The organism is Terrabacter tumescens, from assembly GCF_014646815.1.
Taxonomy (GTDB): domain Bacteria; phylum Actinomycetota; class Actinomycetes; order Actinomycetales; family Dermatophilaceae; genus Terrabacter; species Terrabacter tumescens.
The window spans coordinates 743723-758517 of record NZ_BMNZ01000001.1 but is presented as its reverse complement, the minus strand read 5'-3'; the positions used below and the strand labels follow the sequence as shown (position 1 = coordinate 758517).

Here is a 14795-nt window from a genome sequence, read left to right as displayed (position 1 = left end):
GCGGTGCGAGGGCGCCCTAGGCTTGCCCCATGCCGAAGCCGCAGACCATGAAGCCCCAGACGGCCGCGAAGAAGCTCGGCGTCCTGCTGGCCGAGACTCCCGCCGAGTTCCAGGAGGGCGTCGTGAGCCGCGACGAGCTCAACGCCCTGCAGGCCGAGCCGCCGGAGTGGCTCGCGAACCTGCGCCGCAACGGCCCGCACACCCGCCAGGAGACGGCACGCCGCCTCGGCATCTCCAACTCGGGCCTGACCCGCAGCGGCATCGGCGAGCACCTGACGACGGACGAGATCAAGGCAGTGCTCGACGAGATGCCCGACTGGCTCGTGGCCGAGCGCGACATCCTCGCGCAGGTCCGCGCCGAGGAGGCGCGTGTCAAGGCGCGCGACGCCGAGCGCGCCTGAGCCACGCCGCCCTCGCATCTGCTGAGGGCTGCTGATAATCGGCTGGCACGCCCGCGTCCGCGGCGACGACACTGCTCGGGTGGACGTCGAGGTCAGCGGTGGGGTCGTGCGCGGCAGGAGCGAGGGCGGGCTCGCCGTCTTCCGGGGGATCCCGTATGCCGCGCCGCCCGTCCCGTTCTCGGCGCCCCGTCCCGTCCGTGCCTGGGAGGGCGTGCGGGACGCCACGGCCTTCGGGCCGCCGCCGCCGCAGTCCGGGTCGTTCGGGATGGACACCCTCGGTGACGCGGGCGACGAGTGGCTGACCGTCAACGTGTGGTCACCTGACCTGGCCGGCAGGCTCCCGGTGATGGTGTGGGTGCAGGGCGGTGCCTACGCGTTCGGCATGTCCGGCCTCCCCGAGTACGACGGCAGCACGCTGGCCCGCGCAGGCGTCGTCCTCGTGACCTTCAACTATCGTGTCGGTCTCGAGGGCTTCGGCCACGTCGAGGGGGCGCCCGCCAACCGTGGCCTGCTCGACCAGGTCGCCGTCCTCGAGTGGGTCCGCGACAGCATCAGCGCGTTCGGCGGTGACCCGGGAAGGGTCACCCTCTTCGGCCAGTCCGCCGGTGGTGGGTCGGTGGCGGCGCTCCTCGCCATGCCCCGGGCCGCAGGTCTGTTCCAGCGGGCCGTCGCGCAGAGCGTGCCCGGCACCTTCTTCACCCCGGCGCTCGCGGCCGACATCGCGAGGGAGTGCGCCGCGGAGCTGGGCGTCGAGCCCGCCGACCTGCCCTCGGTGGACCCCCGGCTGCTTCCCGCGGCCGGTGACGCCGTCTCGGCACGGCTGGGGCAGCTGACCCGTCGGTGGGGCCCGACGGCACACGCCCAGGTGCTCTTCGCCCCGGTCGTCGACGGGGACGTGCTGCCCACGACGCCGTGGCAGGGCCTCACGGGTCGGGTGGAGCTCATGGTGGGGCACACGCGCGAGGAGCAGCGGCTGCTCACGGCCCTCACCGGGATGCTCGGCGAGGTCTCGCCGGCGCAGGCCGTGGAGACCGCCGAGGTCTTCGGGCCCGACCCGGAGCGCTACCGCCGCGCCTTCCCGGACCCCGAGGAGCTGTACGAGGTGGTGCGCTCGGACTGGCTCTTCCGGATGCCGTCGCTCAAGCTCGCCGAGGCGCAGCTCGCGGCGGGCGGGCGGGTGCACCTCTACGAGCTGACCTGGCCGGCGCCCGGCATGGGCGGGGTGCTCGGCGCCTGCCACGGTCTCGACGTGCCCCTGGTGTTCGGCAACCTCACCGCCGGACAGCCCGCCCTGCTGATCGGCGAGCCCGGCCCGGAGGCCGAGGAGCTCTCGCGGCAGATGCGCGAGGCCTGGACCTCGTTCGCGCGCGACGGGGACCCCGGCTGGCCGGGCTTCGGGACCGGCACGACTCGTCTGTTCGGTGGCGAGCCCGCGGTCGGTGAGTACCCCGAGAAGGTGTCGCGGGAGATCTGGACCCGAGCGCCCGAGGTGCTGGACCTGCCCCAAGCGCCCTGAGGGCCGCCACCCGGGGTGTCAGCGGTGCTGCGCGGTCCACGCCCCTGCGGTCGCGGCCTCGGCGATGAGGTCGGCCACCTCGGCGTGGTTCTCGCGGACGAGGCCGGTGGTGACCCGGACGTGGCCGGCGGGGCCAGCCGGGTGCTCGACCGAGAACGGCGAACCGGGCGTCACGGCGATCCCCTGGCTGGCAAGACGGAGCACCGCTGCGGCCTCGTCACGCACGGGCACCCAGATGTTGAGGCCGTCGGTGCCCGGCACGTCGATGCCGTGCGTCACGAGGCGATCCACGACGAGCTCGCGCCGCCGGGCGTACTCGCCGCGCGCCGCAGCAGTGCGCCTGGCGCACTCGTCGTCACGCAGGAGGCCGGCAAGCACCCGTTGCAGCAGTCGGCTCGTCCAGCCCTGCCCGATCGCCCGGGCGTGGCGCACGGGCGCGAGCAGCGCCGCCGGCCCACTCATCGCGGCGATGCGCAGGTCGGGACCGTGCGACTTGCTGAAGCTGCGGATGTGGAGCACCTGGTCCGGGATCCAGGCTCCGAGGCTGATCGCCGCGGACGTCGAGATGGGCCCGCTCGAGTCGTCCTCGACGACGATGCAGTCGTGACCGCGCAGCAGCGCGGCCAGGCGGCGCGCGCGGGTGGGCGACATCGACACCCCGGTGGGGTTCTGGCCACGAGGCTGGAGGACGACCGCTGCGGGTCGCCTCGGAAGCAGCTCCTCGACCCGGTCGAGCTCGAGGCCGGTCTCGTCGAGCGGCACCCCGACGACATCGACCCCCCGGTCCTCGAGCAGGTCGAGCAGCGGTGGGAAGCCGGGGTTCTCGACGAGCACGAGGTCGCCGGGGCGCAACAGGGTGCGGGAGACCAGGTCCAGCGCGTCCATGGCGCCGTCGACGACGAGGAGCTCCTCGGCGGCATACGGCCAGTCCTCGACCAGCACGCCGCGCAGCTCGTCGAGCACGGGGTCGTCGAGGTAGCTGCTCGGGGTCGCGGGCTCGGACAGGCCCGAGAGCACAGGCACGAGGGGCGGCAGCAGGGCGCCGTCGGGGATGCCGGTCGAGAGGTCGAGGCTCACGGGGGAGTCGTGGCGCAGCGCCCGGGTGTAGCGCTCCCCGCCGCGCGCGGTGGGGGCGACCGTCGTGCCGCGCCGACCGTCCGAGCGGATCGTCCCCGACCGCGCGAGCAGCTGCCACGCCGCGCTCACCGTGGTGGGCGACATCATCAGCTCCTCGGCCACCCGCCGGATCGGGGGCAGCTGGTCACCGGGCTGCAGCGCCGCGTCGCGGATGGCCCGCGACACCGCCTGGGCCAAGCCCTTGGCGGTCGGGGCGTCGAGACGCTCCTCGAGAGCTGAGATGACGGCGCGCATCTTCGTAACATAGCAATCAACGCTTTGTGTGGGGTAGTGGTGGCACGTAGCGTGGGCGGCATGACGACCCAGGCTGTGACCATCGACCACTGGATCTCGGGCGCGCGCGTGCCCGGCACCTCAGGCCGGACCGCTCCGGTGCACGACCCCGCGACGGGGCGCGTGACGGGGGAGGTGTCGCTCGCGTCGGCCACCGAGGTCGACGCCGTTGTCAAGACGGCGGCCGCAGCGGCCCGCGACTGGCGCACGAGCTCGCTGTCGAAGCGGGCGGCCGTGCTCTTCGCCTTCCGGGAGCTGCTCCACACCCGCACCGACGAGCTCGCCGCGATCGTGACGGCAGAGCACGGCAAGGTCCTCTCGGACGCCGTCGGGGAGATCGCCCGCGGCCTCGAGAACGTCGAGTTCGCCACGGGCGTGCCGCAGCTGCTCCAGGGCGGCTTCTCCGAGCAGGCCGCGAGCGGCGTCGACGTCTACAGCATCCGCCAGCCGCTCGGCGTCGTCGCCGGCATCACGCCGTTCAACTTCCCCGTCATGGTGCCGCTCTGGATGTGTGCCAACGCCATCGCCTGCGGCAACGCGTTCGTCCTCAAGCCCAGCGAGAAGGACCCGTCCGCCTCGCTCTTCCTCGCCGAGCTCTGGAAGGAGGCCGGCCTGCCCGACGGCGTCTTCACCGTGGTGCACGGCGACAAGGAGGCCGTCGACGCGCTGCTCGACCACGACGACGTCGCCGCGGTCAGCTTCGTCGGCTCGACCGCGATCGCGAAGTACATCTACGAGCGCGGGACTGCCAACGGCAAGCGCGTGCAGGCGCTCGGCGGGGCGAAGAACCACGCTCTCGTGCTGCCCGACGCCGACGTCGACATGGCCGCCGACGCCATCGTGTCGGCCGCCTACGGCGCGGCCGGCGAGCGCTGCATGGCGCTGTCGGTCGCCGTGGCCGTCGGTGGGGTCGGCGACGAGCTCGTCGCGGCGATCTCGTCCCGGCTGCCCAAGCTGACCGTCGGCCCGGGCGCCGACGAGGGCACCGACATGGGGCCGCTCATCACGGCCGAGCACCGCGACAAGGTCGCCGGCTACGTCGCCGCCGGCGCCGAGGCCGGGGCGACCGTCGTCGTCGACGGACGTCAGCAGGAGGTCCCGCAGGACGGCTTCTTCCTCGGCATGACGCTGCTCGACGACGTGACGCCCGACATGACGGTCTACCGCGACGAGATCTTCGGACCGGTCCTGTCCGTGGTCCGTGTCGACACCTACGACGAGGGCCTCGCGCTCATCAACAGCAACCAGTACGCCAACGGCACCGCGATCTTCACCCGCGACGGCGGCGCCGCCCGGAGGTTCCAGAACGAGGTCGAGGTGGGCATGGTCGGCATCAACGTCCCCATCCCCGTCCCCGTCGCGTACTACTCGTTCGGCGGCTGGAAGGACTCGCTCTTCGGCGACACCCACATGTACGGGCCCGAGGGGATCAACTTCTACACGCGCGGCAAGGTCGTGACGCAGCGCTGGCCCGACCCCGCCACCTCGAGCGTCGACCTCGGCTTCCCGCGCACCCGCTGAGAGGACCCACGCATGACCGACATCGACCACACCGTCGTCGCCGCCCGCCTCGAGGCCATGACCGGCGACGAGGTCCGCGCGCTCGACCGCGCCCACGTCTTCCACTCGTGGTCCGCTCAGGGCCTCATCGACCCGCTGCCCATCGCCCGGGCGGAGGGCTCCTACTTCTGGGACTACGACGGCAAGCGCTACCTCGACTTCAGCAGCCAGCTCGTCAACGTCAACATCGGCTACGGCCACCCCAAGGTCGTGGCCGCCATCCAGGAGCAGGCCGCCCGGCTCGCGACGATCCAGCCCGCCTTCGCCAACGACGCCCGCAGCGAGGCGGCGCGCCTCATCACGGAGGTCGCGCCCGAGGGCCTGTCGGCGGTGTTCTTCACCAACGGCGGGGCCGAGGCCAACGAGAACGCGATCCGGATGGCGCGTCTGCACACCGGCCGGCACAAGGTCCTCGCGACCTACCGCAGCTACCACGGCGCCACGGCCGGCTCGATCACCCTGACCGGCGACCCGCGGCGCTGGCCGTCCGAGCCGGGCATCGCCGGCGTGGTGCACTTCTGGGGCCCCTACACCTACCGGTCGGCGTTCCACTCCGAGACCGAGGAGCAGGAGCGCGACCGGGCGCTCCAGCACCTGCGCGACACGATCATGGTCGAGGGCGCCCACACGATCGCGGCGATCATCCTCGAGACCGTCGTCGGCACCAACGGCATCCTCGTCCCGCCGGACGGCTACCTGCAGGGCGTGCGCGACCTGTGCGACGAGCACGGCATCATGCTCATCGCCGACGAGGTCATGGCCGGCTTCGGCCGGTGCGGCGAGTGGTTCGCCGTCGACCACTGGGGCGTCCGACCCGACCTCATCACCTTCGCCAAGGGCGTCAACTCCGGCTATGTGCCGCTCGGCGGTGTCGTCATCTCAGACGAGATCCGGGCGACGTTCGACCAGCGCGCCTTCCCCGGCGGCCTGACCTACTCGGGCCACCCGCTCGCCTGCGCGTCAGCGGTCGCCTCGATCAACGCCTTCCACGAGGAGGGCATCATCGGCAACGCCCGCATGCTCGGCACCGACGTCATCGGGCCGCGGCTGCGCGAGATCGCGGCGAAGCACCCGAGCGTCGGCGACGTGCGCGGCCTGGGCGTCTTCTGGGCGGTCGAGCTGGTCCGGGACCGCGAGACCCGCGAGCCGCTGGTGCCCTACAACGCGGCAGGGGAGGCGGCCCGCCCGATGGCGGCCTTCGCCGCGGCGTGCAAGCAGCGCGGGCTGTGGCCGTTCACGCACTTCAACCGGACGCACGTCGTGCCCCCGTGCACGACGACGCCCGCCGAGGTCGAGGACGGTCTCGCGGTGCTCGACGAGGCGCTCTCGGTCGCGGACGAGTTCACCGTCTGAGAGCCGACCGAACGACATCGAGGACGTATGCCGTGTGGCCCAGCCACACGGCATACGTCCTCGGTCGTCCGCAGGTCGTACGTGGTCGAGGCTCAGGCATCGAGCTCGACGACGCCCGTGACGTTGGGGTCGACGGCGCGCTCGGCGGCGTCGACGGGCAGCGGCGGGGGAGTGCCGCCCCAGGCCGGGCAGAGCGCCCGGTGGTCGCACCAGTCGCAGAGCCGGCTCGGGCTGGGCCGCCAGTCGCCCGTGGTCGCCGCGCGCTCGATGGCCTGCCACAGGGCCTTGACCTTGCGCTCGGTGCCGAGCAGGTCCTGCTCGTCCGGCTCGTAGGCGACGATCTCGCTGTTGCCGAGGTAGACCAGCTGCAGGCGCTTGGGCATGACGCCCCGCTGGCGCCACAGCACGAGCGCGTAGAACTTCATCTGGAAGAGCGCCTTGGCCTCGAAGTGCTCCGAGGGCGAGCGCCCGGTCTTGTAGTCGACGACGCGCATCGCGCCGCCCGGCGCCACGTCGAGGCGGTCGACGTAGCCGCGCAGGACCAGGCCGTCGATCTCGGTCTCGACGTAGAGCTCTCGCTCGGCCGGCTCGAGCCGGGTGGGGTCCTCGAGGCCGAACCACGTCTGCAGCAGGGTCGCCGCGCCGGCGAACCACTCGTCGGTGCGTCCGTCGTGCTCCGTGAGCAGGTCGAGCATCGCCGGCTCCTCGTCGGCGAGGCGCTCCCACTCCTGGGGCACGAGCCCCACCGCGGCCTCGAGGGTGCGCTCGTGGGCCGGCAGGTCGAAGAGCCGCTCGAGGACGGCGTGCACGAGCGTGCCCCGCGCCGTGGCCTGGGTCGGAGGGGAGGGGAGCTTGTCGATGACGCGGAAGCGGTAGAGCAGCGGGCACGACATGAAGTCCGAGGCCCGACTGGGGGACAGCGCTGCAACCATGGGGCGACTGTATGCCGCTGCGGCGACACCGCCCCCGCGACGCCCACAGGCCACGCACGGGACCGGCACAGGGTGAGGCGTCGCGCAGGGCTTAGGCTCGGGTGCATGAGCACTCCCGTCCGCCCCTCCGCGGCCTACGGGTGGCGGATCGGCAGCCTCGCCGGGACACCGGTATACCTCGGTCGGTCCTGGCCAGTCATCGCCGTGCTCATCGTCGTCGTCTTCGGGCCCAACCTCGCCCGCGCCGACCGCGGAGCCTCGTACGGCTACCTGCTCGCGGCCGGCTACGCCGTCCTGCTGCTCGTCTCCGTCCTCGTGCACGAGGCGGCCCACGCCCTGGCCGCGCGCTGGCGCGGTCACCCGGTCAGCCGCATCGTGGCTGACGTGTGGGGTGGGCACACGGTCTACGACTCGACCCGCAGCTCGCCCACCACGACCGCGGTCGTCGCCGTCGTCGGTCCGCTGTCCAACCTCGTCCTCGCGGCGGTGGTGTGGGGCCTCCGCTCCCTGACGACCAACGAGACGGCGCTGACGCTGCTCGGCATCGTCGCCGTCGCCAACCTGCTCGTGGGCCTGTTCAACCTGCTGCCGGGGCTCCCGCTCGACGGCGGCCAGATCGTCAGCGCGCTCGTGTGGCGTGCCACGGGCAGCAAGGGCCGCGGCCTCGTCGCGGCCGGCTGGCTCGGCCGGGTCGTCGCGGTGCTCACCGTCGTGTGGTTCGCCGTGCGGCCGCTGGCCGAGGGACGACCGCCCCAGCTGTTCGACCTCGTGTGGCCGGTCGCGATCGCCTTCTTCCTCTGGCAAGGAGCGTCGGGCGCGGTCCGTGCCGGGCACATCCACGAGGCGACCGCGGGTCTTGCGACCGACGTGCTCGAGCCGCTGTCGCTCGTGGCCGGCACGGCCTCGGTCGCCCAGGTCGAGGCTGCGGTGGCCAGTGGCGCCTGGGTCGCTGCGGCGGACCCCGCCGGTTGGCCCCTCGGTGTCGTCGACGCCGACTCCGCCGCAGCGGTGCCGCCCGAGAGCCGTGAGCGCACGACCATCGCGTCGGTCACTGTCGCGCAGCCGGCCTCCTGGGTCATCGCGCTGCCCGGCGACGCCGTCCTGACCGAGCTCATCCGCGTCATGAGCGAGCGTGAGCTCTCCCTCGCCGTCGTCGTCGACGAGGTGACGCGCGACGTCCGCGGCCTGGCGAGCGCCGAGCACATCAACGCCGTCGTCGGGGCCGAGCTCTCCCGCCGCGGCCGCCGCTGACGCACCTCGGCCCTCTGCCACCGCGGTGTGGTGGGGTCGTCCCTCGACGGGGTCGTATGCCGTGTGCAGCCGCCCATCTGCCAAGGCATGCGGCCGCCGTGGGTGCGGTGGGAACGCTGTCCACACCTCCCTCGGGGCGGGCGACGCTGTCCACAGCCGCGCGGGAGGGGGCAGCGCCCGCCGCGTCTGCCCGACACGGTGGGTCCGTGGCCCGACACGCGGGCCGGAGGAGGCACCATGGCCACGAGCCGGACAGCGACGAGCACGACGAGCGCGAGGAAGAGCACTTTGAGCGCGACGATCTTGACGGGCGCGAGGAAGAGCACGACGGGCGCGACGGGCGCGGCCAGCGGGACGAAGAGCACGACGGGCGCGAGCCAGGACGACACCGTCCCCGGGCGCAACGAGGTGGCCATCCGAGGCCGGCTCGCGGCCGAGGCCGAGGAGCGCGAGCTGCCGAGCGGCGACCACATCGCGGTGCTGCGTGTCGTGGTCCCTCGCGACGCCCCGGCCGGCCGGCGCCGCCCGGCCGTCGACGGCCCGAGGCGGGCGACGGTCGACACCATCGACGTCGTGTGCTGGACGGCAGCCACGCGACGCTCCGCGATGCGACTGCGGGCCGGTGACCTCGTCGAGCTCGAGGGCGCCCTGCGCCGCCGGTTCTTCGGCGGACCGGGTGGTCGGCAGAGCCGCTACGAGGTCGAGGCGTCGGCGTTGCGGAGGGTGTCCGGGGCAGGGCCCGCCGGCACCTAGACTGTGCTCCCATGACCGACGCCGAGCAGTCCTCCGCAGCGCAGTCCCACGTCCCGGGAGCGCACGACCGCCGCGGCGTCTTCGAGGTCGGCGAGCGCATCCAGCTGACCGACCCCAAGGGGCGCCTGCACACGATCACGCTCGAGCCCGGCCGCGAGTTCCACACGCACCGTGGGTTCCTGCGCCACGACGACCTCATCGGCTCTCCTGACGGCTCGGTCGTCACCAACACCGCCGGTGTGGAGTACCTCGCGCTGCGCCCGCTGCTCAGCGACTACGTCATGTCGATGCCGCGCGGCGCCGCGGTCGTCTATCCCAAGGACTCCGGTCAGATCGTCCAGATGGCCGACATCTTCCCCGGTGCGACCGTCGTCGAGGCCGGCGTCGGCAGCGGCGCCCTGTCCATGTCGCTCCTGCGCGCCATCGGTGAGCGCGGCCGGTTGCTGTCCTTCGAGCGCCGCGAGGACTTCGCCGACATCGCGCGCGGCAACGGACGGGCCTTCTTCGGCGGTGACCACCCGGCGTGGACCGTCACGGTGGGCGACCTCGTCGAGTCCCTGCCGACCGTCGCCGAGCCGGGCACCGTCGACCGGGTCGTGCTCGACATGCTCGCGCCCTGGGAGTGCCTCGACGCCGTCTCCGACGCGCTCATCCCCGGCGGTGTGCTCATCTGCTACGTCGCCACGACCACCCAGCTGAGCCGCGTCGCCGAGGGCATCCGCGCCCACGGCGGCTTCACCGAGCCGTCCGCGTGGGAGTCCCTCGTGCGTGGCTGGCACCTCGAGGGCCTGGCCGTGCGCCCGCAGCACCGCATGCACGGTCACACCGGCTTCCTCATCACCACGCGCCGCCTCGCTCCCGGGGTCGTCCCGCCCGAGCGCAAGCGCCGCCCGGCCAAGGGCGCCTACGGCGACGCGGTCGACAACGGAGCCGCCGGCGGGGACTCGGTCGACACGCCCGGCGACGGTGCAGAGCGCACGGCCGTGGTGCCCGGGTCCACCGCCGCGACGGACATCCCGGCCGAGGCCTGGACGCCCGAGGCGCTCGGCGAACGCGTCAAGAGCGACAAGACGATCCGACGCGTACGACGATCACTGGCTGAAACGTCCGACGACATCGGCTGAGCCGGGGTTAGGGTCGAATCGTCACTATGTGCGAGTGACGGATTGAGGAGGCCGAGATGTCTGATGACGTCCGCAACCCAGACCCTGAGCGTGCCGCCGGCGCCGGAGCCCCCGGAGCCCCCGGAGCCCCGGGGGCGGGCGACGCTGCAGCGGGGGAACGCGAGCTCGCGGCCCTGCGTGCCGAGGTCGAGTCCCTGCGGGAGGTGACGCGGCACTCGCCGCAGCGCACCCGTGAGCTCGAGGCACGGCTCGCCCACGTCCAGACGAGCCTGTCGACGCTCTCGTCGCAGAACGAGCGCCTCGTGCGCACGCTCAAGGACGCCCGCGAGCAGATCGTCACCCTGAAGACGGAGGTCGACCGGCTCGCGCAGCCGCCGAGCACCTACGGGCTCGTCATCGACCCGCCCGACGACGGCGCCGTCGACATCATCACCGGCGGGCGCAAGATGCGGGTCGCGATCAGCCCCTCCGTCGACCAGCAGGAGCTGGGCCTCGGCCGCGAGGTCATGCTCAACGAGGCGCTCAACGTCGTCTCGGTGCACGGCTACGAGCGCGTCGGCGAGGTCGTCACCGTCAAGGAGCGCATCGACGACGAGCGTGTCGTCGTCGTCACCCACGGTGACGAGGAGCGGGTGTGCCGCATCGCGACGCCGCTGCTCGCCGAGCGCATCCGGGTCGGTGACTCGCTGACCCTCGACCCGCGGTCCAACTTCGTCCACGAGGTCATCCCCAAGCTCGAGGTCGAGGAGCTCGTCCTCGAGGAGGTCCCCGACGTCGACTACGAGGACATCGGTGGCCTCTCGGGGCAGATCGAGCAGATCCGCGACGCCGTCGAGCTGCCGTTCCTGCACCCGGAGCTCTACAAGGAGCACGCCCTCAAGCCGCCCAAGGGCGTGCTGCTCTACGGCCCGCCCGGCTGTGGCAAGACGCTCATCGCCAAGGCCGTCGCGGCCTCGCTCGCGCGCCAGGTGTCGGCCCGCACCGGGCAGCCGCTCGAGAAGAGCTACTTCCTCAACATCAAGGGCCCGGAGCTGCTCAACAAGTACGTCGGCGAGACCGAGCGGCACATCCGGCTGATCTTCCAGCGCGCCCGCGAGAAGGCCTCGGACGGCACGCCGGTCGTCGTCTTCTTCGACGAGATGGACTCGCTGTTCCGCACCCGCGGTTCGGGGGTCAGCAGCGACGTCGAGACGACCATCGTGCCGCAGCTGCTCGCCGAGATCGACGGCGTGGAGCGTCTCGACAACGTCATCGTCATCGGCGCCTCCAACCGTGAGGACATGATCGACCCGGCCATCCTGCGTCCCGGCCGGCTCGACGCGAAGATCAAGATCGAGCGGCCCGACGCCGAGAGCGCGCGCGACATCTTCAGCAAGTACCTCACCGACACCCTGCCACTCCACGAGCACGACCTGTCGGTCAACGGTGGCGACCGAGACGCGACGGTGGCCGCCATGATCACTGCCGCGGTCGAGCGGATGTACTCCGAGACGGAGGAGAACCGCTTCCTCGAGGTCACCTACCAGGGCGGCGACAAGGAGATCCTCTACTTCAAGGACTTCAACTCGGGCGCGATGATCCAGAACATCGTCGACCGCGCCAAGAAGCTCGCGATCAAGGACTTCCTGACGACCGGCCAGAAGGGCATCCGCGTCGAGCACCTCCTCGCGAGCTGCGTCGACGAGTTCAAGGAGAACGAGGACCTGCCCAACACGACCAACCCCGACGACTGGGCGCGCATCAGCGGCAAGAAGGGCGAGCGCATCGTCTACATCCGCACGCTGCTCAAGGGCAAGGACGGCACCGAGCCGGGTCGCTCGATTGCCACGGCCAACACCGGTCAGTACCTCTGAGCCGATCGCGTATGCCGGGTGGCCCGGTTCCCGGGCCACCCGGCCTCTCGACGTGGCGGGGTGGGCCGGCTGTGGCCTCTCGACGGTCGAGAAGGGGCCACACGTGGCCTCTCGACGGTTGAGCCGGGCGGTCTGGTCGCTCTAGGTGCGGTGGGGCGCGCGGGCGCGGCGGAGGGCATACGCCCCCAGCGCGCGCCAGCCGAGCAGGAAGAGCGCGAGGACGACCGACGCGACCACGACGAAGCTGACGGCCGTGCCGGAGCCGACCGCATGGCGCAGCAGCATCCCGACGAGCACGGTGGCGAACCACACGGTGACGCCCGGCGCGACGTCGAGCGGCCACGCGCGGCGCACGACCCGCACGACGAGCCAGCCGAGGCCGGTCCCGACGAGGAACGGCCACGCCGTGGACAGCACGCCGACAACGGGGCTCGCCTCGTCGTGGCTGGCCCGTCCCACCGCTGCGAAGAGCAGGACGAGCAGGACGTCGAGGAGCAGCGCGACCGCGGGGCGGCGCCACCAGGGCGAACGGGTCATGACGGCGTGTCGAAGGGCAGCTTGGCCTGCGGCGGCGCGTGGGTCGGGTCGACGCCCTCGAAGAGCGAGCTCACCGAGCGGCCGTGGTGGATGCGGCTGATCGCCTCGGCGAACAGGGCCGACACCGACCGCACCTTGAGCTCGGGCCAGCCGTCGGGTGCCGGCACCGTGTCAGTCGTGACGACCTCGGTGACGAACGGGTGGTCGCGCAGCCGCTCGACGGCCTTGCCGGCGAAGAGCCCGTGCGTGCAGACGATCGCGGCCTCGGTCGCCCCGGCGTCCTTGAGCCGGTCCATGAGCTCGAGCATCGAGCCGCCGGTCGCGATCTCGTCGTCGAGGATGATGGCCCGCCGGCCCGACACGTCACCGACGATCGAGTCGATGACGACCCGGTCGTCGGCCACCCGCTGCTTGGAGCCGGCTGCCACGGGCAGGCCGAGCAGGCGTGCGAACTGGGTCGCGACCTTGGCGTTGCCGAGGTCGGGGCTGACGACGATCGAGCCGGACAGGTCGTTGTCGCGGAAGTGGTCGGCGAGCACGCCGATGGCCGTGAGGTGGTCGACGGGGGTCGAGAAGAAGCCGTGCACCTGCGGCGCATGCAGGGCCATCGTCAGCACCCGGTGGCAGCCGGCCGTCGAGATCATGTCGGCCACGAGGCGCCCGCCGAGGGAGATGCGCGAGGCGTCCTTCTTGTCGGACCGGGCATAGGCGTAGTGCGGCATGACGGCGGTGATCTGGGCCGCCGAGGCGCCGCGGGCCGCGTCGATCATGAGGAGCAGCTCCATGAGGTGCTCCTGCGTGGGCGGCACGAGCGGCTGCACGATGTAGACGTCGCGTTGTCGGCAGTTCGCGAGCAGCTGCGCCTGGAGGCAGTCGTTGCTGAACCGCTTGATGTCGACGGGGGAGCGGGTCACCCCCAGGTGGGAGCAGATCCGGTCGGCCAGGGCGGGGTGCGCCGAGCCGCTGAAGACGACGACGTCGTTCACTTCGAGACCATCCCTCACGAGACTCGCGTGCGTTCGCAGACTATCCGACCACCTCGGGTCGCGCGTGGCGTGCGACCCATTCGACGAGCTCGGAGCGGGCGGCGCCACCGACGCGCGTCGCGCCGGGGAAGCTCATGAAGCCGTGCGGGACCCGGGGGTAGTTCGTGTGCCGGACGTCGACCCCTGCCGCGCGCAGCGCCTCGGCGTAGGCGGCCCCCTCGTCGCGGAGCGGGTCGAGGTCGGCCGTCTGGACGAGTGTCGGCGGCAGACCGGCCAGGTCCTTCGCGTGCAGCGGCGAGACGAGCGGGTCGAGCGGGTCGAGGGCGTCGTCCTCGCTGCCGAGGTAGTGCCCGAGGAACATGTCCATGTCGCTGCGGGTCAGGATCGGCGCCTGGGCGTGCTGGGCCACGGACGGCGAGCTCATCGTCGCGTCGACGGCGGGGTAGACGAGCGCCTCGTAGGCGATGTCGGCGCCACCCTCCGCACGCAGCACCTGGGCGGTCACGGCAGCGAGGTTGCCGCCGGCCGAGTCGCCCGCGAGCCCGAGGCCCGTCGGCCAGATGCCGGAGAGGGACCCCTCCGTGGTGCCGGCCGACGCCGCCCAGCGAGCGGCGTCGACGCAGTCGTGCGCGGCTCGGGGCGCGCGGTGCTCGGGCGCCAGACGGTAGTCGACGTTGAGCACGGCCACCCGTGCCCGATCGGCGACCCAGGCGCACAGGGGGTCGTAGCCGCGCGTGTTGCCCAGCACCCACCCGCCACCGTGGAACCACAGCATCGCCGGGAGGACCTCGCCCTCGGTGCCTGGTGGACGGTAGGTGCGGACCGCGACCTCGTGCCCGTCACGCGCCCGGAAGCTCGTCGCACCGATCGCGACCCCGTCGGGGACGGCCCCGGTGACCCAGGTGTACGGCAGCCTCGTCGGGGCGAACCACGCTCTGCTGCGGGCGATCTCGTCTGCGGTCTGCATCCGCTCCGAGCTCCGCGAGCGGCTCAGGGCGCGGGCGAGGAGCTTGGTGCGCAGGGGCATGTCCCAGGAGTCGCTGACCGTCACCGCGTCAGTCTCGCACCGGATGCCGGGGTCTCGCGCACCGGGCGCCCGGGGGGTCGACCCGCATTGCA

13 protein-coding genes are annotated in these 14795 nt (G+C 72.5%); 8 read left to right on the top strand and 5 right to left on the bottom strand.

Annotation, left to right across the window (positions count from 1 at the left end; genetic code table 11):
• Positions 1-29 precede the first annotated feature (29 nt).
• On the top strand, positions 30-401 hold the full coding sequence (locus tag IEY30_RS03570) for a DUF5997 family protein (RefSeq protein ID WP_030146040.1): 372 nt from the start codon (positions 30-32) through the stop codon (positions 399-401).
• Between the two features lie 79 nt (positions 402-480).
• Complete coding sequence (locus tag IEY30_RS03565) at positions 481-1917, top strand: carboxylesterase/lipase family protein (RefSeq protein WP_043415520.1); 1437 nt, start codon at positions 481-483, stop codon at positions 1915-1917.
• 18 nt (positions 1918-1935) lie between these two features.
• Here the strand turns inward: IEY30_RS03565 and IEY30_RS03560 are convergent, their stop codons facing one another.
• Positions 1936-3288: an aminotransferase-like domain-containing protein gene (locus IEY30_RS03560; RefSeq protein WP_030146042.1), complete on the bottom strand. Its 1353-nt coding sequence runs from the start codon at positions 3286-3288 to the stop codon at positions 1936-1938.
• A 60-nt stretch (positions 3289-3348) separates the two neighbouring features.
• Between IEY30_RS03560 and IEY30_RS03555 the strand changes: the two genes are divergently transcribed.
• Together IEY30_RS03555 and IEY30_RS03550 are read left to right on the top strand one after the other, a co-directional pair.
• Positions 3349-4848: a CoA-acylating methylmalonate-semialdehyde dehydrogenase gene (locus IEY30_RS03555; RefSeq protein WP_030146043.1), complete on the top strand. Its 1500-nt coding sequence runs from the start codon at positions 3349-3351 to the stop codon at positions 4846-4848.
• Positions 4849-4860: 12 nt separating this feature from the next.
• A complete protein-coding gene (locus tag IEY30_RS03550) occupies positions 4861-6240 on the top strand; it encodes an aspartate aminotransferase family protein (RefSeq protein ID WP_229674815.1) in 1380 nt (459 codons plus the stop codon).
• 92 nt (positions 6241-6332) lie between these two features.
• On the opposite strand, the gene IEY30_RS03545 is transcribed toward IEY30_RS03550, so the two are convergent.
• Positions 6333-7172 carry a RecB family exonuclease gene (locus IEY30_RS03545; RefSeq protein WP_043415523.1) on the bottom strand — a complete coding sequence of 280 codons (840 nt, stop codon included), beginning with the start codon at positions 7170-7172 and terminating at the stop codon, positions 6333-6335.
• A 105-nt stretch (positions 7173-7277) separates the two neighbouring features.
• On the opposite strand from IEY30_RS03545, the gene IEY30_RS03540 reads away from it, so the two are divergent.
• The 4 genes from IEY30_RS03540 (at position 7278) to arc (ending at position 12153) form a co-directional block, all read left to right on the top strand.
• Entirely contained in the window at positions 7278-8423 is a 1146-nt protein-coding gene (locus IEY30_RS03540) for a site-2 protease family protein (protein WP_030146046.1), read from the top strand.
• Between the two features lie 237 nt (positions 8424-8660).
• On the top strand, positions 8661-9176 hold the full coding sequence (locus tag IEY30_RS03535; RefSeq protein WP_081920233.1) for a single-stranded DNA-binding protein: 516 nt from the start codon (positions 8661-8663) through the stop codon (positions 9174-9176).
• Between the two features lie 11 nt (positions 9177-9187).
• Complete coding sequence (locus IEY30_RS03530; RefSeq protein ID WP_030146048.1) at positions 9188-10300, top strand: tRNA (adenine-N1)-methyltransferase; 1113 nt, start codon at positions 9188-9190, stop codon at positions 10298-10300.
• Between the two features lie 56 nt (positions 10301-10356).
• Positions 10357-12153 (top strand): proteasome ATPase, encoded by a 1797-nt coding sequence (gene arc, locus IEY30_RS03525; RefSeq protein WP_030146049.1) that lies wholly within the window; start codon positions 10357-10359, stop codon positions 12151-12153.
• Positions 12154-12294: 141 nt separating this feature from the next.
• Here arc and IEY30_RS03520 read toward each other — a convergent pair whose 3' ends face one another.
• The 3 genes from IEY30_RS03520 to IEY30_RS03510 are packed head-to-tail and all read right to left on the bottom strand — an operon-like array spanning position 12295 to position 14727.
• Positions 12295-12690 (bottom strand): DUF3054 domain-containing protein, encoded by a 396-nt coding sequence (locus tag IEY30_RS03520; protein WP_052358065.1) that lies wholly within the window; start codon positions 12688-12690, stop codon positions 12295-12297.
• Entirely contained in the window at positions 12687-13676 is a 990-nt protein-coding gene (locus IEY30_RS03515) for a ribose-phosphate diphosphokinase (protein ID WP_030146051.1), read from the bottom strand. Before IEY30_RS03515 ends, IEY30_RS03520 begins: the two co-directional genes overlap by 4 nt.
• A 40-nt stretch (positions 13677-13716) precedes the next feature.
• Positions 13717-14727 (bottom strand): alpha/beta hydrolase, encoded by a 1011-nt coding sequence (locus tag IEY30_RS03510; protein ID WP_052358068.1) that lies wholly within the window; start codon positions 14725-14727, stop codon positions 13717-13719.
• Between the last annotated feature and the right edge of the window lie 68 nt (positions 14728-14795).